This is a genomic window from Nocardioides jiangsuensis (genome assembly GCF_019679455.1).
Classification (GTDB): Bacteria; Actinomycetota; Actinomycetes; order Propionibacteriales; family Nocardioidaceae; genus Nocardioides_C; species Nocardioides_C jiangsuensis.
The window spans coordinates 971,313-989,898 of record NZ_JAIEZQ010000002.1; the positions used below are offsets into that span (position 1 = coordinate 971,313).

At 70.7% G+C, this 18,586-nt stretch carries 15 protein-coding genes and 1 pseudogene; 9 read left to right on the forward strand and 7 right to left on the reverse strand.

Annotation, left to right across the window (positions count from 1 at the left end):
- Window positions 1–4 precede the first annotated feature (4 nt).
- Genes K1X13_RS13215 through rlmN form a run of 3 tightly spaced genes read left to right on the forward strand, consistent with a single transcriptional unit; the run spans window position 5 to window position 2,617 of the window.
- The gene (locus K1X13_RS13215; protein WP_221025491.1) at window positions 5–868 is read left to right on the forward strand and encodes a phosphatidate cytidylyltransferase; all 864 of its coding nucleotides are present in this window, start codon (window positions 5–7) and stop codon (window positions 866–868) included.
- Window positions 869–904: 36 nt separating this feature from the next.
- Window positions 905–1,429 (forward strand): histidine phosphatase family protein, encoded by a 525-nt coding sequence (locus K1X13_RS13220; RefSeq protein ID WP_221025492.1) that lies wholly within the window; start codon window positions 905–907, stop codon window positions 1,427–1,429.
- A 57-nt stretch (window positions 1,430–1,486) separates the two neighbouring features.
- Window positions 1,487–2,617: a dual-specificity RNA methyltransferase RlmN gene (gene rlmN / locus K1X13_RS13225; protein ID WP_221025493.1), complete on the forward strand. Its 1,131-nt coding sequence runs from the start codon at window positions 1,487–1,489 to the stop codon at window positions 2,615–2,617.
- 59 nt (window positions 2,618–2,676) lie between these two features.
- Here the strand turns inward: rlmN and K1X13_RS13230 are convergent, their stop codons facing one another.
- Both K1X13_RS13230 and K1X13_RS13235 read right to left on the reverse strand, forming a co-directional pair.
- Complete coding sequence (locus tag K1X13_RS13230; RefSeq protein ID WP_221025494.1) at window positions 2,677–3,768, reverse strand: LOG family protein; 1,092 nt, start codon at window positions 3,766–3,768, stop codon at window positions 2,677–2,679.
- A gap of 27 nt (window positions 3,769–3,795) precedes the next feature.
- Window positions 3,796–4,698: a serine protein kinase RIO gene (locus tag K1X13_RS13235; protein ID WP_221025495.1), complete on the reverse strand. Its 903-nt coding sequence runs from the start codon at window positions 4,696–4,698 to the stop codon at window positions 3,796–3,798.
- Between the two features lie 265 nt (window positions 4,699–4,963).
- On the opposite strand from K1X13_RS13235, the gene K1X13_RS13240 reads away from it, so the two are divergent.
- The gene (locus tag K1X13_RS13240; RefSeq protein WP_221025496.1) at window positions 4,964–6,862 is read left to right on the forward strand and encodes a propionyl-CoA synthetase; all 1,899 of its coding nucleotides are present in this window, start codon (window positions 4,964–4,966) and stop codon (window positions 6,860–6,862) included.
- Window positions 6,863–6,922: 60 nt separating this feature from the next.
- Here the strand turns inward: K1X13_RS13240 and K1X13_RS13245 are convergent, their stop codons facing one another.
- The 4 genes from K1X13_RS13245 to K1X13_RS19720 form a co-directional block, all read right to left on the reverse strand.
- A complete protein-coding gene (locus K1X13_RS13245) occupies window positions 6,923–7,111 on the reverse strand; it encodes a YbdD/YjiX family protein (protein ID WP_221025497.1) in 189 nt (62 codons plus the stop codon).
- Window positions 7,108–9,297, reverse strand: coding sequence for a carbon starvation CstA family protein (locus tag K1X13_RS13250; protein ID WP_221025498.1), 2,190 nt, complete (start codon window positions 9,295–9,297; stop codon window positions 7,108–7,110). The genes K1X13_RS13245 and K1X13_RS13250 overlap by 4 nt, the downstream gene beginning before the upstream one ends.
- 130 nt (window positions 9,298–9,427) lie before the next feature.
- Window positions 9,428–10,849 carry an NAD(P)/FAD-dependent oxidoreductase gene (locus K1X13_RS13255; protein WP_221026070.1) on the reverse strand — a complete coding sequence of 474 codons (1,422 nt, stop codon included), beginning with the start codon at window positions 10,847–10,849 and terminating at the stop codon, window positions 9,428–9,430.
- On the reverse strand, window positions 10,834–11,313 hold the full coding sequence (locus K1X13_RS19720; RefSeq protein ID WP_221025499.1) for an Lrp/AsnC family transcriptional regulator: 480 nt from the start codon (window positions 11,311–11,313) through the stop codon (window positions 10,834–10,836). Before K1X13_RS19720 ends, K1X13_RS13255 begins: the two co-directional genes overlap by 16 nt.
- 179 nt (window positions 11,314–11,492) lie before the next feature.
- On the opposite strand from K1X13_RS19720, the gene K1X13_RS13265 reads away from it, so the two are divergent.
- The 5 genes and pseudogenes from K1X13_RS13265 to K1X13_RS13285 all read left to right on the forward strand — a co-directional run bounded on the left by K1X13_RS13265 (window position 11,493) and on the right by K1X13_RS13285 (window position 17,012).
- Window positions 11,493–12,728, forward strand: coding sequence for a polyamine ABC transporter substrate-binding protein (locus K1X13_RS13265; RefSeq protein WP_308249549.1), 1,236 nt, complete (start codon window positions 11,493–11,495; stop codon window positions 12,726–12,728).
- Between the two features lie 99 nt (window positions 12,729–12,827).
- Window positions 12,828–13,862: pseudogene (locus K1X13_RS13270) on the forward strand (ABC transporter ATP-binding protein); the annotation flags it as partial.
- Entirely contained in the window at window positions 13,859–14,767 is a 909-nt protein-coding gene (locus K1X13_RS13275) for an ABC transporter permease (protein WP_221025501.1), read from the forward strand. The pseudogene K1X13_RS13270 and the gene K1X13_RS13275, both read left to right, overlap by 4 nt.
- Window positions 14,764–15,582, forward strand: coding sequence for an ABC transporter permease (locus tag K1X13_RS13280; RefSeq protein ID WP_221025502.1), 819 nt, complete (start codon window positions 14,764–14,766; stop codon window positions 15,580–15,582). The genes K1X13_RS13275 and K1X13_RS13280 overlap by 4 nt, the downstream gene beginning before the upstream one ends.
- Window positions 15,579–17,012, forward strand: coding sequence for an NAD(P)/FAD-dependent oxidoreductase (locus tag K1X13_RS13285; RefSeq protein ID WP_221025503.1), 1,434 nt, complete (start codon window positions 15,579–15,581; stop codon window positions 17,010–17,012). Before K1X13_RS13280 ends, K1X13_RS13285 begins: the two co-directional genes overlap by 4 nt.
- A gap of 48 nt (window positions 17,013–17,060) precedes the next feature.
- On the opposite strand, the gene K1X13_RS13290 is transcribed toward K1X13_RS13285, so the two are convergent.
- Window positions 17,061–18,473, reverse strand: a complete 1,413-nt coding sequence (locus tag K1X13_RS13290) for an aspartate aminotransferase family protein (protein WP_225914975.1) — start codon at window positions 18,471–18,473, stop codon at window positions 17,061–17,063.
- Window positions 18,474–18,586 lie beyond the last annotated feature (113 nt).

An 18,586-nucleotide genomic window follows, 5' to 3' on the forward strand; every position in this document is an offset into this window, starting at 1 on the left:
TTCGATGACGTCAGAGGAGAACCCGCCGGGCGCGCCTGCCCCGGTGGTGAAGGCGGTCGGCCGCGCCGGCCGGAACCTGCCGGCGGCGATCGCGTCGGGGGTGGTGCTGCTGGCCCTGATCGCCGGCTCGCTGTACTTCTGGAAGCCGGCGTTCGTCGCCCTGGTCACCGCGGCGATCCTGCTCGGTGTCTGGGAGCTCAAGGACGCCTTCCGCGCCAGGGGCATCCTGCTGCCCTACGAGCCGCTGCTCGCCGGGGCGGTGGTGATGCTGGTCGGCGCCTACGTCAGCGGCACGCCCGCGCTGGTCACGGCGCTGGCGGTGACCTCGCTGGTGATGATGCTGTGGCGGCTGCGCGGCGGGGTCGACGGCTTCGTCCGCGACGCCACCGCGGGTGTGTTCACCGCGGTGTACGTGCCGTTCCTGGCCGGCTTCGTGATGCTGCTGCTCAAGCCCGACGACGGCGCGCTGCGGGTGGTCACCTTCATCCTGGTCACCATCGCCTCCGACATCGGCGGCTACGCCGTGGGCGTCATCGCCGGGAAGCACCCGATGGCCCCGGTGATCTCGCCCAAGAAGTCCTGGGAGGGGTTCGCCGGCTCCACCGTCTTCTGCGTCGGCGCCGGCTGGGCCACGGTGGTCTACTTTCTCGACGGGCCCTGGTGGGTCGGCGTGCTGCTCGGGCTGGTCGTGGTGGTGATGGCCACCCTGGGCGACCTGTGCGAGTCGGTGATCAAGCGCGACATGGGGATCAAGGACATGTCCGCGATCATCCCCGGGCACGGAGGGCTGATGGACCGGCTGGACTCGCTGTTGGCCACGGTCGCGCCGACCTGGCTGCTGCTGTACTACCTGGTCCCGGTCTCCTGACGTGAGAGGTCGCGCCGCCCGCGGGTGCCCGGCCCCGTGACGCTGTACCTGGTGCGGCACGGCCGGTCCACGATGGACCGCGGCACCGCTCCGCACACGTGGGGCCTCGATCCGGCCGGCTACCCCGCGATCGACGAGCTGCGCACCTCGGGACGCCTGCCCGCGGAGGCGTTCTGGTTCACCTCGCCCGAGCCGAAGACCCGGGCCACCGCCCGCCGGCTGACCGGCCGCGACGTCGAGGTGGTGCACGACCTCCGTGAGCACGAGCGGCACTCGACCGTGTGGCTCGACGACTTCCCCGCTGTGGTCCGCCGGGCCTTCGACCACCCGGCGCAGCCGGCCCACCCGGGCTGGGAACCGCTGGCCCGCACGCGGGAGCGGGTGGCGGGCGCCGTACGGCGGCTGCTGGAGGAGCACCCGGGCCGGGACCTGGTCCTGGTCGGCCACGGCACCGCGTGGACGGTGCTCCGGTCCGAGCTGACGGGCGAGCCGCCGGACCTGGACGCCTGGGCGCGGCTGCGGATGCCCGACGTGTGGGTGCTGGAGCCGCGGGCGGTCTGATCGGCCGGCCGCCACGATTCGGTGTCCCGTCGCGGGGGATGGGACACTGGTGGGGTTATGCCCGATGAACCCATCAAGACCCTTCCCCTCGTCTTCGACGAACCGCGCGGCCGCAAGAAGCCGCCGCGGCACCTCGCCGACCTCAGCGCGGCCGAGCGCAAGGAGCTCGTCTCCTCCCTCGGCCTGCCCGGCTTCCGCGCCAAGCAGCTCTCCACGCACTACTTCTCGCGCCTGGTCGACGACCCCGAGCAGATGACCGACCTGCCGGCGGCCGACCGCGCCACCATGGTCGAGTCGCTGCTGCCGCACCTGATGACCCCGCTGCGGACGATGGAGGCCGACAAGGGCACCACCCGCAAGACGCTGTGGAAGCTCTTCGACGGGGCACTGGTCGAGTCGGTGCTGATGCGCTATCCCGACCGCGCCACGATGTGCGTCTCCTCGCAGGCCGGCTGCGGCATGGCCTGCCCGTTCTGCGCCACCGGCCAGGGCGGCCTCCAGCGCAACATGTCCACCGGCGAGATCGTCGAGCAGGTCGTCGCGGGCGCCCGGTCCCTCGCGCGCGGCGAGGTCCCCGGCGGCCCGGGCCGGGTGTCCAACGTGGTGTTCATGGGCATGGGCGAGCCGATGGCCAACTACAAGGCCGTGATGGGCGCCGTACGACGGATGACCGACCCGGCACCCGACGGCCTCGGCATGTCCGCCCGCGGGATCACCGTGTCCACGGTCGGGCTGGTGCCGCGCATCAACCAGCTCGCCGGTGAGGGGATCCCGGTCACACTGGCCCTCTCGCTGCACGCCCCGGACGACGAGCTGCGCAACGAGCTGGTCCCGATCAACACCCGCTGGAGCGTCCACGAGGCCGTCGAGGCCGCCTGGAACTACGCCAAGGTCACCAAGCGCCGGGTCTCCATCGAGTACGCCATGATGCGCGACATCAACGACCAGGCCTGGCGGGCGGACCTGCTCGGGGACGTGCTCACGTCGTACGGCGACTGGGGCTGGGTGCACGTGAACCTGATCCCGCTGAACCCGACCCCGGGGTCGAAGTGGACCGCGTCGCGGCGGGAGGACGAGCGGGAGTTCGTGCGTCGGCTCGAGGCCAAGGGCGTCCCGACCACGGTCCGCGACACCCGCGGCTCGGAGATCGACGGCGCCTGCGGCCAGCTCGCCGCGGTCGACGCCTGAGCCCCGGACCACCGGAGTCCTGACGCCCTGCGGACCGGCGCACGGCGCAGGCCGGCCGGTCACCTGCTGAGCAGCGCGGGCACCTCGTCGAGGTCGTCGACGAGGTGGACCACCTTCTCCATGGCGCGTCCGTCCGCGAGGCTGCGCAGCAGCGGCCACGCGGGGACCTCCTCGGTCCAGTAGTCGCGGCCCACGAGCACCATCGGCGCCAGGCTCGACGCGTCGGCGTAGTAGTTCTCGCAGGCGTCCTGGAAGATCTCCTGCACCGTGCCGCCGGCGCCTGGCAGGAACACGATGCCCCCGGTGCACAGGTGCAGCAGGATGTCCTCGCGGATCGCGTTCTTGAAGTACTTCGCGACGTCGGTCGCGAACGGGTTCGGCGGCTCGTGGCCGTAGTGCCAGGTCGGGATCCCCAGCGAGGTCCCGCCGTCGGGCCACCGGTCGAGCACGGTGAACGCCGCGCGAGCCCACTCGGTGACCGACGGGCGGAACCCCGGCGCCGTAGCCAGGACCTCCAGCGCCTCCGCCAGGCAGGCCCGTCCGTACGGCGCCAGGTAGGCGCCGAGGTTCGCCGCCTCCATCGCACCCGGGCCGCCGCCGGTGGTCACCAGCAGGCCCGTCCCGGCCAGCGCGGACCCGAGCCGGGCCGCGTCGGCGTACCCCGCCGACCCGCGGGGCAGGGCGTGCCCGCCCATCACCCCGACCAGGTCGCGGCCCGCCACCAGGTCGCGCAGGGCGTTGTCGATCGCGTGGTCGTGCAACGCCTGGGCCAGCGTCACGTCGAGGGTGGGCTGCTGCTGCGACCAGGCGTAGACCCGGGCGTCCCGGGTGGCGTCGTACGACGTCGCGAGCCCGTCGTACAGCTCCCGTGGCCCGTAGAGCGAGGCCCGGTACGCGTCGAACGGGACGTCCGGGACCCGCGGGAAGACCAGCGCGCCGCGGGCCCGCAGGCTCTGCTCGTCACCCTCGGTGAACGTGCAGCCGAGGAACAGCGCCCCGGCCGCGGGCAGGGCGCGCAGCGCCTCGCCGCGGTCGCGGAGGTCGAGCGACTGGAGGTGCCAGCCCTCCATCGAGGTGGCACCCGCCGCCACCCGTCGGTCGAACTCCTCCAGCGTCTCCACCTCGACGACCCGCCCGCGCTCGCTTCTCACGGGCCCAACCTAGCCGGGTGGCCGGACTCAGAAGGCGAGGGCCAGCAGCTCCCCGAACAGCGCGTGCTCGTCGACGTCGAGCCCGCGCGCCTGGAACCAGCGGCACACGTTGTGGCAGTCCCGCATGAGGAAGTCCATGCCGGTCGGGTTGCCGACCACGTCGACCGCCTGCGGGAGGTCGATGACCACCAGCCGGTCGCCGGCGGCCAGGATGTTGTACGGCGACAGGTCCCCGTGCGCGATCCCGTGCCGGGCGAGCTCGCCCATCGCGTCGCGGAGCTGGTCGAAGTACGACACGAGCAGGTCGCCCTTCGGCCGGGTCTGCGCCAGCCGTGGGGCGGCGGCACCGTCGACGCTGACGAACTCCATCAGGATCTCGGTGCCGTCGATCTGCACCGGGTAGGGGACCGGGACGCCGACGGACCAGAAGTGCTTGAGCGACTCCCACTCCGCCCAGGCCCACTGCCCGGAGGCGACGGCCCGGCCGTGGCCGGTCTTCTTCGCCATCGCCCGCGCGTCGCGGGTGTTACGGGTGCGCCGGCCCTCGGTGTAGGCGGTGCTGCGGTGGAAGGAGCGGTGCTCCTCGCCGCGGTAGCGCTTGGCCGCCATCACCGCCGACGCGCCAGGCGCGGCCGGGTCGGCCCCGTCGACCGCCCGCTCGACCAGGTAGACGTCGGCCTCCTTGCCGGTCTTGAGGACGCCGAGCTCGGTGTCGATCGCGGCGCGGTCGGTCACCACCCAGTCGGGTACGGGTTCGGGGCCGCGGCACAGCCGCTCCACGTCCCAGTAGTTGCTCCAGCGCTGACCGTCCTCGCCGGGGCCGTCGACGGCCCGGAACTCGAAGACGAACGAGGGGTCCTGGTCGGGTGACAGGCGAGGCGTGGTGGCCTCAGCGGAGGGGTGCTCCGGAAAGAAGACGTCGTGTGACATCGGTGGGGGTACTCCCTGAGTGAGGGGAACGGGGGGCGAAGGACACGCCGAAGACATCGATGCGCATGTCACGCTCCTCTCTGCTCAGGTCACCGACCGGTGCGGTGCACGTCCGGCAAGCGTGACGGAGGTACGGCGGGCCGCGCAACGGGTTTTCCGGCGCTGCCCTGCTCCGCCGGCCGCTCGTCGCCGGAAAACCCCCGCCTGGCTGACACGATGCGGGCAGGAGGTGGCCTGTGCCGGGCGTCTTCACCAAGATGGGCCCATGGCGAACACAGGTGGCTACCGCGAGGCGTACGACCGCAGCATCACCGACCCCGAGGGGTTCTGGGCAGACCAGGCGAGCCTGGTCACCTGGATCAAGAAGCCGCAGAAGGTGCTCGACGACAGCACCAAGCCGTTCTACCGCTGGTTCCCCGACGCCACCCTGAACACCTGCTACAACGCGCTCGACCGGCACGTGGTGGCCGGGCACGCCGAGCGGACGGCACTGGTCTACGACAGCCCGGTCACCGGCACCCAGCAGCGGTTCAGCTACGCCGAGCTCCTGGAGAGGGTGGCGTCCTTCGCGGGCGCGCTCCGCGCCTTCGGGGTGGAGAAGGGCGACCGGGTGGTCATCTACATGCCGATGATCCCGGAGGCGGTCGTCGCCATGTTGGCCTGCGCCCGGATCGGGGCGGTGCACTCGGTGGTGTTCGGCGGCTTCGCCGCGCACGAGCTCGCGGTCCGCATCGACGACGCGCAGCCCAAGGTCGTGGTCTCCGCGTCCTGCGGCATCGAGCCGTCGCGGGTGGTGGAGTACAAGCCGATGCTCGACAAGGCGCTGGCCATGGCGAGCCACCGGCCGGACGTGTGCGTGGTCAAGCAGCGCCCGCAGGTCGAGGCGGCGATGACCGAGGGCCGCGACGTCGACTGGGACGTCGCGATCCGGGCCGGCGCCACCGAGCCGGCGCCGTGCGTCGAGGTCGCCGCGACCGACCCGCTCTACGTGCTCTACACCTCGGGGACGACCGGCAAGCCGAAGGGCATCGTCCGCGACAACGGCGGTCATGCGGTCGCGATGGCCTGGTCGCTGCCGAACATCTACGACGTCCACGCCGGACAGGTCTGGTGGACCGCCTCCGACGTGGGCTGGGTGGTCGGCCACTCCTACATCGTGTACGCGCCGCTGATCAACGGCTCGACCACCGTGCTCTACGAGGGGAAGCCGGTCGGCACTCCCGACGCCGGGGCGTTCTGGCGGGTGGTCGCCGAGCACGGCGTCGAGGCGCTGTTCACCGCGCCCACGGCGCTACGCGCGATCAAGAAGGAGGACCCCGACGGAGCGCTGCTGACCGATCACGACATCTCGTCGCTGCGCACGCTGTTCCTGGCGGGGGAGCGGCTCGACCCCGACACCTACGCCTGGGCCAGCAAGACCCTCGGGGTGCCGGTGATCGACCACTGGTGGCAGACCGAGACCGGCTGGCCGATCGCCTCCAACCTGCGCGGCCTGGAGCCGATGCCGGTCAAGCCGGGCTCGCCGACCGTCCCGGTGCCGGGGTACGACGTCGTGGTCCTGGACGAGAAGGGGGAGCCGGTCCCGGCCGGCACCGAGGGGGCGATCTGCCTGCGGCTGCCCCTGCCGCCGGGCACCCTGCCGACGCTGTGGGGCGACGACGACCGCTTCGTCTCGTCGTACCTGTCCGCCTTCGACGGCTACTACCTCTCCGGGGACGGCGGGTACGTCGACGAGGACGGCTACCTCTACGTGATGGGCCGCACCGACGACGTCATCAACGTCGCTGGCCACCGGCTCTCCACCGGGTCGATGGAGGCGGTCATCGCGCAGCACCCGGCGGTCGCGGAGTGCGCCGTGATCGGTGCCGCCGACCCCATGAAGGGCCAGCTGCCGCGCGGGTTCGTGGTGCTGAAGGCCGGGGTGACCGCGGACCCCGAGGACATCCGGCGCGAGCTGGTGTCGCTGGTGCGCGAGGAGATCGGTGCGGTGGCGGCGTTCAGGGACGTGACCGTGGTGGGCGGCTTGCCCAAGACCCGGTCGGGGAAGATCCTGCGCAAGACGATGCGCGAGATCGCCGACGGCAAGGACGCGGTGGTCCCCTCGACGATCGAGGACGAGGGCGTGCTCGACTCGCTCCGCCCCGCCCTGCGCAAGGAGCAGTAGTGACGACGACACCCGGACGGCGGGATGCCGTCCGGGTGCCGGTCGAGTGCGTCGAGAGCGTCAGCAGCAGCGCGACTGCGGGTTGCTCTCCTTGTGGTCGGTGCGGTGCCGCTCGAAGTCCCGCCGGCACATCGGCTCGACACCGTCACGGCGGCAGCGGGCGACGTACTCGTCCCACTTCGCCTCGCCGGTCGCCTGCCGGAGGTACCAGCGCAGGCCGCGCCCCGCCTGGAGCAGGCCGGACCTCATCGTCGGCCTCCCACCAGACGCTCGCGCTCGGCGGCCTCCCACTCGCGCACGGCCTCCTTCTCCTGCTTGGTGGCGAAGAAGTCGGACGGCGCGACCAGGTGCGAGGGCTGCTTGGGCACCTCGGTCGTGGGCAGCCCGCCGGCCCGGATCGCCTTCGCCCAGATGATGAGCGCGTTCACGACGATGACGATCACCAGCGAGGCGAAGAGCGCCTGCAGGGTCCCGTTCACCGTGGAGTTGGTGACGATCTGCTGCATCTGGCCCATGTCCGTCGCGGGCGCGAGCAGCTCACCCTGGTCGATGGCGTCCTGGTAGGCCGCGCGCTGGGTGAAGTAGCCGATCTTCGGGTCGTCGGAGAAGACCTTCTGGTAGCTCGCGGTCAACGTGACGATGAGGTCCCAGACCAGGCCGATGCCGGGCACCCAGGCCCACTTCAGCTTGCCGTGCTTGATCAGCAGCGTGACGCACAGGGTCAGGGCGATCGCGGCGAGCAGCTGGTTGGAGATGCCGAACAGCGGGAAGAGCTGGTTGATGCCGCCGAGGGGGTCGGTCACCCCGACGTAGAGCATGTAGCCCCACATCGCGACCACGATCGCGCTCGCGGACCAGGAGGCCGGCTTCCAGGAGATCTCGGCGTACTTGGGCCAGATGTTGCCGATCGTGTCCTGGAGCATGAAGCGGCCGACGCGGGTGCCGGCGTCCACGGCGGTGAGGATGAAGAGGGCCTCGAACATGATCGCGAAGTGGTACCAGAACGCCGCGAGCCCGCCGCCGAAGGCCTCGCTGAAGATCAGCGAGATGCCGAAGGCCAGCGTCGGCGCGCCACCGGTCCGGGAGATCAGCGTCTCCTCCTCGATCGACTGCGCGGCGGCGGTCAGGTCGGCCGGGCTGATCGTGAACCCGATCGAGCGGACGAACTCCGCGGCCGCTCCGGCGGTGCCGCCGGTGGCGCCGGCCGGGCTGTTGATCGCGAAGTACAGGCCCTGGTCGATCACCGAGGCCGCGATGAGGGCGCTGATCGCCACGAACGACTCCATCAGCATGCCGCCGTACCCGATCATCCGGACCTGGCTCTCCTTGGCGACCATCTTCGGCGTGGTGCCCGAGGAGATCAGTGCGTGGAAGCCGGACAGGGCGCCGCAGGCGATCGTGATGAACACGAACGGGAACAGCTTGCCGGCGAAGACCGGCCCGGTGCCCTCGATGGCGAAGTCGGTGACCGCCTGGTTCTGCAGCACCGGCGCGGCGATGACCAGGCCCACCGCGAGGAGGACGATGACGCCGATCTTCATGAACGTGGAGAGGTAGTCACGCGGGGTGAGCAGCATCCACACCGGCAGGATCGAGGCGACGAAGCCGTAGACGACCAGCGCGATGGTCAGCTTCTCCGGGCTCAGGGTGAGCGTCTCCGCGAGGCCCATCTGGTCGACGTAGCCGCCGCCGATGATCGCGAGCAGCAGCAGGCCGACGCCGATCGCGGTGACCTCCATGACCCGGCCCGGACGCAGGGTGCGCAGGTAGAAGCCCATGAACAGGGCGATCGGGATGGTCAGGCCGATCGAGAAGACGCCCCAGGGGGACTCGGCGAGGGCGTTGACCACGACCAGCGCGAGGACCGCGAGGATGATGATCATGATCGCGAAGACGGCGATCAGCGCGGCGATGCCGCCGACCACGCCGATCTCCTCGCGCACCATCTGGCCCAGGCTCTTGCCGTCGCGGCGCATGGAGAAGAACATCACGACCATGTCCTGGACCGCGCCGGCGAAGATGACGCCGACGATGATCCAGATCGTGCCGGGCAGGTAGCCCATCTGGGCCGCGAGAACGGGCCCGACGAGCGGCCCGGCGCCGGCGATCGCGGCGAAGTGGTGGCCGAACAGCACGCGCCGGTCGGTGACGTCGTAGTCGATGCCGTTCTCGAGCCGCTCGGCCGGGGTCGCGCGGGTGTCGTCGACCTGCAGCACGCGGTAGGCGATGAAGCGCGCGTAGAACCGGTAGGCGATGGCGTACGACGAGAGCGCGGCGAACAGGATCCACAGCGCCGAGACATCCTCGCCGCGGGAGAGCGCGAGCGCGGACCAGCAGACCGCGCCGACCAGGGCGACGGCGCCCCACACCACCATCGACTTCGGGGTCATCTTCCGCCGTTGGCCTGGAGTTGGTTGTTCGGTGGTCACGGTCATGCGGGGCTCCTCAGACGCGTCAGGGCAGGGCCGAGCGGCCCACTCGTCAGGTCTACCTCTTGGAGCGCACCGAATGCCACTGTCACGGCCGACGGGCTGCGACGAGCGGACGTTTACGCGCGACCAGCGGTCAGGGTCCCCCGACGAGCGGTGCGATCGCCCGCGCGACCCGGCTCGGGCGCCGGGTCAGCCGTTCCTCGCGGTCGGCGAGGTCCATCGCCCGGAGACCGGCGTTCACGCCGAGCCAGCGCAGCGGCTCGGGCTCCCAGCGCCGGGAGCGGTGGTCGGCCCAGGGGAGCCGGGTGAGGCCGGTGTCGTGGCCGAGGACCAGGTCGCGCAGGGTCCGGCCGGCCAGGTTCGTGGTGCTCACGCCGTCCCCGACGTAGCCGCCGGCCCAGCCGAGCCCGGTGCCGCGGTCGAGCCCCACGGAGGCGCACCAGTCGCGGGGGATGCCCAGCGGCCCGCCCCAGGCGTGGGTCACCCGCGTGCCGTCGAGGACGGGGAACATCGCGGTCAGCGTGGACCAGAGCGCGGCGAACACGCGTGGGTCGCGGTCGAAGCCGGGCCGGACCCGGGAGCCGAAGTGGTACGGGGCCCCGCGGCCGCCGAACACCATCCGCCCGTCGTCGGTGCGCTGCCCGTAGATGATCAGGTGGCGGTGGTCGGTGAACGTCTCGCGGTCCCGGAGCCCGATCTCGTCCCAGACCCGGTCGGCCAGCGGCTCGGTGGCGATCACCAGCGAGTAGACCGGCGCGACCGTGCGTCGGTGGCCGGGCAGCCGGGGCGTGTAGCCCTCCGTGGCGCGGACCACCACGTCGGCGCGGACCGTGCCGTGGGTGGTGCGCACCCGGTGCGGCTCGATCGCGGTGACCCGGGTCCGCTCGTAGACGTGGCCGCCCCGGGTCTCCTCCACGGCCCGGGCGAGTCCCCTCACGAGGCGCGCCGGGTGGATCGCGGCGCAGTCGGGGGTGAAGGTGCCGCCGAGGGTCCGGGTCGCGGCCAGCCGGCGTACGGCGCCCTCCCGGTCGAGCAGGGCGACCTCGTCGTCCCCGCGTCCCCACGCGCGTGCGTCGGCGACCTCGACGCGGGCCGAGCGGAGCTGGGCACGAGAGCGGGCCAGCGACACCGTCCCGCCCTTGTGGAAGTGGGCGTCGATGCCCTCGGCGGCGCAGACTCGGCCGACCTCGTCGACGCTGTCGCGCATCGCCGCGTGCTGGGCGAGCGCGCGGTCGCGGTCCGAACCGGGCAGGCCGGCGAGCTTGTCGAGGGAGGCGGGGAAGAGCGCCGAGCACCAGCCGCCGTTGCGCCCCGACGCGCCGAAGCCCGCCGTCTCCTGCTCGAGCACCACCACCCGCAGCGTGGGGTCGGCCCGGAGCAGGTAGTAGGCGGTCCAGAGCCCGGTGAAGCCGGCGCCGACCACGGCGACGTCTGCGTTGAGGTCCCCGGGGAGCGGGTCGCGGGGGACCCAGTCGTCCGGAGCGGTGTCGTGCCACAGGGACAGGGACCGGTACCCGGCCCCCGCGTCACCCGGACCGCTCAGCGCACACCCCAGGAGTAGGTCTGCTTGCGCAGCTTGAGGTACATGAACGTCTCGGTGGCGACCACGTTCTCGATGGTGCGGATCTGCTTGGAGAGCACCTCGAGCAGGTGCTCGTCGCTCTCGCAGACCACCTCGGCGAGCAGGTCGAAGGAGCCGGCGGCGATCACGACGTAGTCGACCTCCTCCATCGCGGCGAGCTTGTCCGCGATGGGCTCGAGCTCGCCGGTGGCCTTGATCCCGATCATCGCCTGGCGAGCGAAGCCGAGCTCGAGGGGGTCGGTGACCGCGACGACCTGCATCACCCCGCTGTCGATCAGGCGCTGCACGCGCTGACGGACGGCCGCCTCGGAGAGGCCGACCACCTTGCCGATGGCGGCGTACGACTTCCGGCCGTCCTGCTGGAGCTCCTCGACGATCGCCTTGGAGACGTCGTCGAGCTGGATGCCGTTGCGCTCAGACCTCGATTGCTTGCCCACGGGGGAATCTTGTCAGCAGGGAGGTAAAGAGCGCAAAGGAATCCGGCAAAACACCCAAGGATTTCGTTGCGATCATGTTTCATACCTACTGAATCCCTTGTTTAGTCGGGGCTCCTTTGACAAGATCCTCACGGATTCCCGCACATCGCCAGGTACGGCCGGCCCGCAGGAGGAAACACGTGTCCCAGCACCGATCCGGGCTCGACGCCCTGATGGCCACCGTGCAGACCCGAGGGGTGAGCCGGCGTGGCTTCCTGCGCGGCGCCTCCCTCTCCGCCCTGGCCCTGGGCTCGCCGGGCCTCCTCGCCGCGTGCGGCACCGAGGGCGCCAAGCAGACCGCCGAGTCGTGCGTGAGCAAGGACCTCTCGGCGACGGAGAAGATGCTGAACTTCTCCAACTGGCCGGAGTACATCGACGTCGCCACCAAGAAGGTCAACGGGCAGAAGGTCACCACGCTGCCGACCCTCGAGGACTTCGAGAAGATGACCGGGATCGACGTCGAGTACAACACCGACGTCAACGACAACGCCGAGTTCTTCGCCAAGGTCCGCAACCAGCTCGGTGCCTGCGAGCCGACGGGCCGCGACATCTTCGTGCTCACCGACTGGATGGCTGCGCGGATGGTCTCGCTGGGCTGGATCCAGGAGCTCGACCACGCGAACCTGCCGAACGTCGACGCGAACCTGGTGGAGAACCTCAAGTCCCCCGCGTGGGACCCCAACCGCGACCACAGCGTCCCCTGGCAGAGCGGCCTGACCGGGATCGCCTACAACGCCAAGTACACCGGCGAGGTCGGCAGCATGGAGGAGCTCCTCACCCGGGCCGACCTCAAGGGCAAGGTGAGCCTGCTCAGCGAGATGAACGACACCATGCTGTTCATGCTCCGGATCACCGGCGCCGACCCCGAGAAGTTCACCGACGAGGAGTTCGGCGTCGCCCTCGACAAGCTCCAGGAGTACGTCGACTCCGGCCAGATCCGCCGCTTCACCGGCAACGACTACGTCCGCGACCTGAACGCCGGCAACATCGCCGCCTGCGAGGCGTGGTCCGGCGACGTGATCGCGATGCAGTACGACAACCCCGACATCAAGTTCGTCATCCCCGAGGAGGGGCTCGGACTCTGGTCGGACAACATGCTGGTGCCGAACAAGGCCGACCACAAGGCCAACGCCGAGAAGCTGATGGACTACTACTACGACCCGGTGGTCGCGGCGCGGCTCGCGGCCTGGGTCAACTACATCTGCCCGGTGAACGGCGCGCAGGCGGCGATGGAGAAGATCGACGCGAGCCTCGTCGAGAACCCGCTGATCTTCCCCGACGCCGAGTTCCTGTCCAACGCGATGGCGTTCATGGACCTCGACGAGAAGACCCGGCAGCAGTACGAGCAGGACTTCTCCAGGGTCATCGGGTCGTGACAGCGGACCATGGCCGGATCTGATCTCGTCCTCACCGGCGTCACGAAGCGCTTCGGCGCCTTCACCGCCGTCGACGACCTCGACCTCACCGTCCCCCAGGGCTCGTTCTTCGCCCTCCTCGGCCCCTCGGGCTGCGGCAAGACCACGACGCTGCGGATGGTGGCCGGGCTGGAGGAGCCCACCGCCGGCTCCATCCGGCTCGGCGCGGACGACATCACCACGCTGCGCCCGTACAGGCGGCCGGTGAACACCGTCTTCCAGAGCTACGCGCTCTTCCCGCACCTGACCATCTTCGAGAACGTGGCGTTCGGGCTGCGGCGCACGGGTGCGAAGAAGGTCAAGCCGCAGGTGGAGGAGATGCTCGAGCTGGTCGAGCTCGGCCAGTACGGCGGCAGGAAGCCGACCCAGCTCTCGGGCGGGCAGCAGCAGCGCGTCGCGCTGGCCCGCGCGCTGATCAACCGCCCGCAGGTGCTGCTGCTCGACGAGCCGCTCGGCGCGCTCGACCTCAAGCTGCGCCGCCAGATGCAGATCGAGCTCAAGCGCATCCAGACCGACGTCGGCATCACGTTCGTCCACGTCACCCACGACCAGGAGGAGGCCATGACCATGGCCGACACCATCGCGGTGATGAACAGCGGCGTGATCGAGCAGATGGGCAGCCCCGCCGAGCTCTACGAGCACCCGTCGACGACGTTCGTCTCGAACTTCCTCGGCCAGTCCAACCTCGTCGCGGCCACCGTGGTCGAGAAGGACGAGGACCACCTGCTGCTCGACGTCGAGGGCAGCCGGCTGGTCGCGCCCTTGGCGCGGGCGGCCGCACTCACCGGGCGGGTCTGGGTCGGGGTCCGCCCCGAGAAGGTATTCCTCGCCCACACCGGGTCCGAGACCGACGACGGCTCCAACGTGCTCCGGGGCGCGGTGGTCACCGACGTGAGCTTCGTCGGCGTGAGCACCCAGTACCTCGCCCGGTTGCCGTGGGGACAGGAGCTGATGGTGTTCGAGCAGAACACCGGTGCCCGGCTGTCGTTCCGGACCGGTGACCAGGTCGACCTGCACTGGATGCCGGCGCACACCTTCCTGCTCGACGCGGCCCAGGACGCGACCGCGGGGGTGGAGAGGGAGGTCGCGGAGTGAGCGTCTCGGCGGCACACCTCGGCGGGGGTGAGCAGCAGCAGGCCGCGGCCGTCGAGCCACCCCAGAAGCGCGGCGTCACCGGTTACATCCTGCTGCTGCCGGGTGCGCTGTGGCTCACGATCTTCTTCCTCGTGCCCACCATCACCCTGGTCAGCACCAGCCTCTACGACCCGGCCGGGTCCGTGGAGACCGGTTACTCGATGACCTGGCACTGGCAGAACTACGTCGACGGCATCCGTGACTACGGTGTCCAGTTCGGCCGGTCGCTGGTCTACGCGCTGCTCGCCACCGTGGCCTGCATCCTGCTCGGCTACCCGCTCGCCTACGCGATCGCGTTCAAGTCGGGCAGGTGGAAGAACCTGATGCTGGTGCTGGTGATCGCGCCGTTCTTCACCAGCTTCCTGGTCCGCACCCTGTCGTGGCAGCTGCTGCTCGGCGACAACGGCTTCCTGGTCGAGACCCTGAAGACCCTGCAGCTGCTCGGGCCCGACGGGCACCTGCTGGCGACGCCGTTCGCGGTGGTGACCGGGCTGACCTACAACTTCCTGCCGTTCATGGTGCTGCCGCTCTACGCGAGCCTGGAGAAGATCGACCCCCGGCTGGTCGAGGCCGGGCACGACCTGTACGCCTCGCCGTTCACCGCTTTCCGCAAGATCACCCTGCCGCTGTCCATGCCGGGCCTGGTCGCGGGCACCCTGCTCACCTTCATCCCGGCCGCGGGCGACTACATCAACGCCGAGCTGCTCGGGACGCCCACCACGCGGATGATCGGCAACGAGATCCAAGACCTGTTCGGCGCCGGCGCCTACCCGGTCGCCGCCGCGTTGTCGGTGACGCTGATGGCGGTGATCGTGGCGATGGTCTTCCTCTACGTGCGACGAGCCGGCACCGAGGAGCTCGTATGAGCACCCTGGCCTATCGCGGGCGCCGCTGGTTCAGCGACCACGTCGTGCTGATCTACGCCATCCTGGTGCTGCTCTACATGTTCACCCCGGTGTTCGTGGTCATCCTGATGTCGTTCAACGAGCCCGCGGCCCGGCAGACCTACCAGTTCGACGCGTTCACGTGGAACAACTGGACCAACATCTGCGCACCTTTCCAGCTGTGCGACTCGGTGGCCGTCAGCCTCAAGGTCGGCCTGCTCGCCACCCTGGTCGCGACCCTGCTCGGCACGCTGATGGCGTTCGCGATGGTGCGGCACCGGTTCCGGGGCAGGTCGGCGGCGAACGTCTTCGTCTTCCTGCCGATGGCCTCGCCCGAGATCGTGCTCGGCTCCTCGCTCCTCGCGCTCTTCGTGAACGCGGGGTTCGCGGGTGTCCTCGGCTTCTGGACGATCTTCCTGGCGCACGTGATGTTCTGCCTCTCCTTCGTGGTGGTGACCGTCAAGGCGCGGCTGAGCGGGCTCGACCCGCGGCTGGAGCAGGCGGCGATGGACCTCTACGCCAACGAGTGGCAGACGTTCTGGCGGGTCACCTTCCCGCTGGTGTTCCCCGGCATCCTGTCCGCGGCGCTGCTGAGCTTCTCGCTGTCCTTCGACGACTTCATCATCACCAACCTGAACTCCGGTCAGACGGTGACGTTCCCGATGTTCGTGTGGGGAGCCGCCCAGCGCGGGATCCCGCCGCAGATCAACGTGATCGGCACGATCATGTTCCTGGTCGCCCTCGCGCTGGTGCTGGGCGGCGAGCTCGGTCGGCGCCGCCGTCAGATCGTCCGGTGACGCAACGCCCCGTAGCCCCTCCCGCGGACGCCGCCGGCGCCGCGGGGCGGGCGCTCGCCGACGCGCGGCCGGCGGTGTTCTGGCTCGACGACCCGGACCGGCCCGTGACGGTTCCGCCGCTGGCCGGTGCCACCACCGCGGACCTGACCGTGGTCGGCGGCGGTTACACCGGGCTGTGGACCGCACTGCGCGCCAAGGAGCGGGACCCCGGCCGGGACGTGCTGCTGCTCGAGGCGGGCGCCTGCGGCGACCAGGCCAGCGGGCGCAACGGCGGGTTCGCCTCGGCCAGCCTCACCCACGGCTTCGGCAACGGGCGGGCCCGGTGGCCCGAGGAGCTCGCCGAGGCCGACCGGCTCGGCGCGGAGAACCTCCGCGAGATCGGCGAGACGGTGCGCCGCTACGACATCGACTGCCACTGGGAGCGGACCGGCGAGCTGATGGTGGCGACCGCTCCCCACCAGGTCGAGGAGCTCGCCGGGCTGGCCCGCGAGATGGGGGACGCGAGCCACCGGGTGGAGCTGCTCGACGCCCCGGCCGTGCGCGAGCTGGTCGCCTCCCCGTCGTACCTCGGCGGACTCCTGGACCCGGAGGGCACCGCGATGGTCGAGCCGGCCCGGCTGGCCTGGGGGCTGCGCGAGGCCTGCCTTGGCCTGGGCGTGCGGATCCACGAGCACACCGCGGTCACCGGGCTGGCCAGCGGCCCCGCCGGCGTCCAGGTGCGCACCCGTGCCGGCACCGTGCGGACGGCGTCGGTGGCGCTGGCGACCAACGCGTTCCCCGCGCTGCTGCGCCGGCTGCGGCTGATGACCGTGCCGGTCTACGACTACGTGTTGGTGACCGAGCCGCTGTCACCCGCGCAGCTCGCCTCCGTCGGGTGGCGGGGGAGGCAGGGCGTCGGCGACTCGGGCAACCTCTTCCACTACTACCGGCTCACCCGCGACAACCGGATCCTGTGGGGTGGCTACGACGCGGTCTACCACTACGGCAGCCAGGTCCACCGCGGCCTGGAGCAGCGCGCCGCGACCCACCGCGTGCTCGCCGAGCACTTCTTCGAGACCTTCCCGCAGCTGGACGGGCTGCGTTTCACGCACCGCTGGGGCGGCGTCATCGACACCTCGACCCGGTTCGCCGCGTTCTTCGGCACCGCGCACCGGGGCCGGGTCGGCTACGCGCTCGGCTACACCGGGCTGGGCGTGGCCGCGTCCCGGTTCGGCGCCGAGGTGATGCTGGACCTGCTGGCGGGGGAGGACACCGAGCGGACCCGGCTGCGGATGGTGCGCGAGCGGCCGCTCCCGTTCCCGCCCGAGCCGTTGCGCTACGCCGGCGTGCAGCTCACCCGCCGGTCGCTGGCACGCGCCGACGCGCGCGAGGGCCGGCGTGACCTGTGGCTGCGGACGCTGGACCGGATGGGCCTCGGCTTCGACTCCTAGCCGGATCACCGGCCCGCACGGCTCGGGCGTTCGCGGGAGCGCCGCTTGCTACAGCAGCGACCACGCCTCGGTGAGGACGGCGCGCAGCAGCTGCTCGATCTCGTCGAAGTGCTCCTGGTCGCAGATCAGCGGGGGCGCCACCTGGACGACCGGGTCGCCGCGGTCGTCGGCGCGGCAGTACAGCCCGGAGGCGTAGAGCGCCTTGGACAGGAAGCCACGCAGCAGCTTCTCCGCCTCCGCGTCGTCGAACGTCTCCTTGGTCGCCTTGTCCTTCACGAGCTCGATCCCGTAGAAGAACCCGTCCCCCCGGACGTCGCCGACGATGGGCAGGTCGTTGAGCTTCTCCAGCGTCGCCCGGAACGCGCCTTCGTTGGCGCGCACGTGCTTGTTGATGCCCTCGTTCTCGAACGCGTCGAGGTTGGCCAGCGCGACCGCCGTCGAGACCGGGTGGCCGCCGAAGGTGTAGCCATGCAGGAACGTGTTGGTGCCGTGCAGGAACGGCTCCATCAACCGGTCCGTGGCCATCATGCCGCCGAGCGGCGAGTAGCCCGAGGTGACGCCCTTCGCGAAGGTGATCATGTCCGGCTGGAAGTCGTAGCGCTCGGCGGCGAACATGTGGCCGAGCCGGCCGAAGGCGCAGATGACCTCGTCGCTGACCAGCAGCACGTCGTACTGGTCACAGATCTCACGCACCCGCTGGAAGTAGCCGGGCGGCGGCGGGAAGCAGCCACCGGCGTTCTGCACCGGCTCGAGGAACACCGCGGCGACCGTCTCGGGGCCCTCGTTCTCGATCGCGACGGCGATCTCGTCAGCGGCCCATCGACCGAAGGCCTCGAGATCGTCACCGTGCTGGGGTGCGCGGTAGAAGTTGGTGTTCGGGACCCGGAACGTCGACGGCACCAGCGGCTCGAAGACCGCCTTGAGGCCGGGCAGCCCGGTGATCGAGAGGGCGCCCTGGGTGGTGCCGTGGTAGGCGATCGCGCGGCTGATCACCTTGTGCTTCATCGGCTTGCCGGTGAGCTTGAAGTAGTTCTTGGCCAGCTTCCAGGCGGTCTCGACGGCCTCGCCGCCACCGGTGGTGAAGAAGACCCGGTTGAGGTCGCCGGGGGCGTAGCCGGCCAGCCGCTCCGCGAGCTCGATCGCGGTGGGGTGGGCGTAGGACCACAGCGGGAAGAACGCCAGCTCCGAGGCCTGCTTGGCCGCGGCCTCCACGAGGTCGGTGCGCCCGTGCCCGAGCTGGTTCACGAACAGGCCGGCGAGGGCGTCGAGGTAGCGGTTGCCCTTGGCGTCGTAGACGTAGGGCCCCTCGCCGCGGACGATGATCGGCACGTCCGCCTGGTCGTAGCTCGACATCCGGGTGAAGTGCATCCACAGGTGGTCGCGGGCGGACTTCTGGAGGGTGGCGTAGGCCTCGCCGTCCATCGCGGTGACGTGCGACGGTTGTGTGGTCTCCGATGACATGACTTCCCCTTGTGCTCGTGGTCGACGGGTGCTCGTGGTCGTCCGCTGCCATCCTCTCCTGCCGGTCCGCAGTTCGCAAGTGAATCAGTCGTCCACAAGGCGTTAGATTGGTC

Bases quoted from the DNA above. Each gene is read 5' to 3' on its own strand.
- K1X13_RS13215 (WP_221025491.1), top strand. From the start codon at position 5: ATGACGTCAGAGGAGAACCCGCCGGGCGCGCCTGCCCCGGTGGTGAAG.
- rlmN (WP_221025493.1), top strand. From the start codon at position 1,487: ATGCCCGATGAACCCATCAAGACCCTTCCCCTCGTCTTCGACGAACCG.
- K1X13_RS13250 (WP_221025498.1), bottom strand. From the start codon at position 9,297: ATGACCGTGACCACCGAACAACCAACTCCAGGCCAACGGCGGAAGATG.
- K1X13_RS13280 (WP_221025502.1), top strand. From the start codon at position 14,764: ATGAGCACCCTGGCCTATCGCGGGCGCCGCTGGTTCAGCGACCACGTC.
- K1X13_RS13245 (WP_221025497.1), bottom strand. From the start codon at position 7,111: ATGAGGTCCGGCCTGCTCCAGGCGGGGCGCGGCCTGCGCTGGTACCTC.
- K1X13_RS13290 (WP_225914975.1), bottom strand. From the start codon at position 18,473: ATGTCATCGGAGACCACACAACCGTCGCACGTCACCGCGATGGACGGC.
- K1X13_RS13235 (WP_221025495.1), bottom strand. From the start codon at position 4,698: ATGTCACACGACGTCTTCTTTCCGGAGCACCCCTCCGCTGAGGCCACC.
- K1X13_RS13240 (WP_221025496.1), top strand. From the start codon at position 4,964: ATGGCGAACACAGGTGGCTACCGCGAGGCGTACGACCGCAGCATCACC.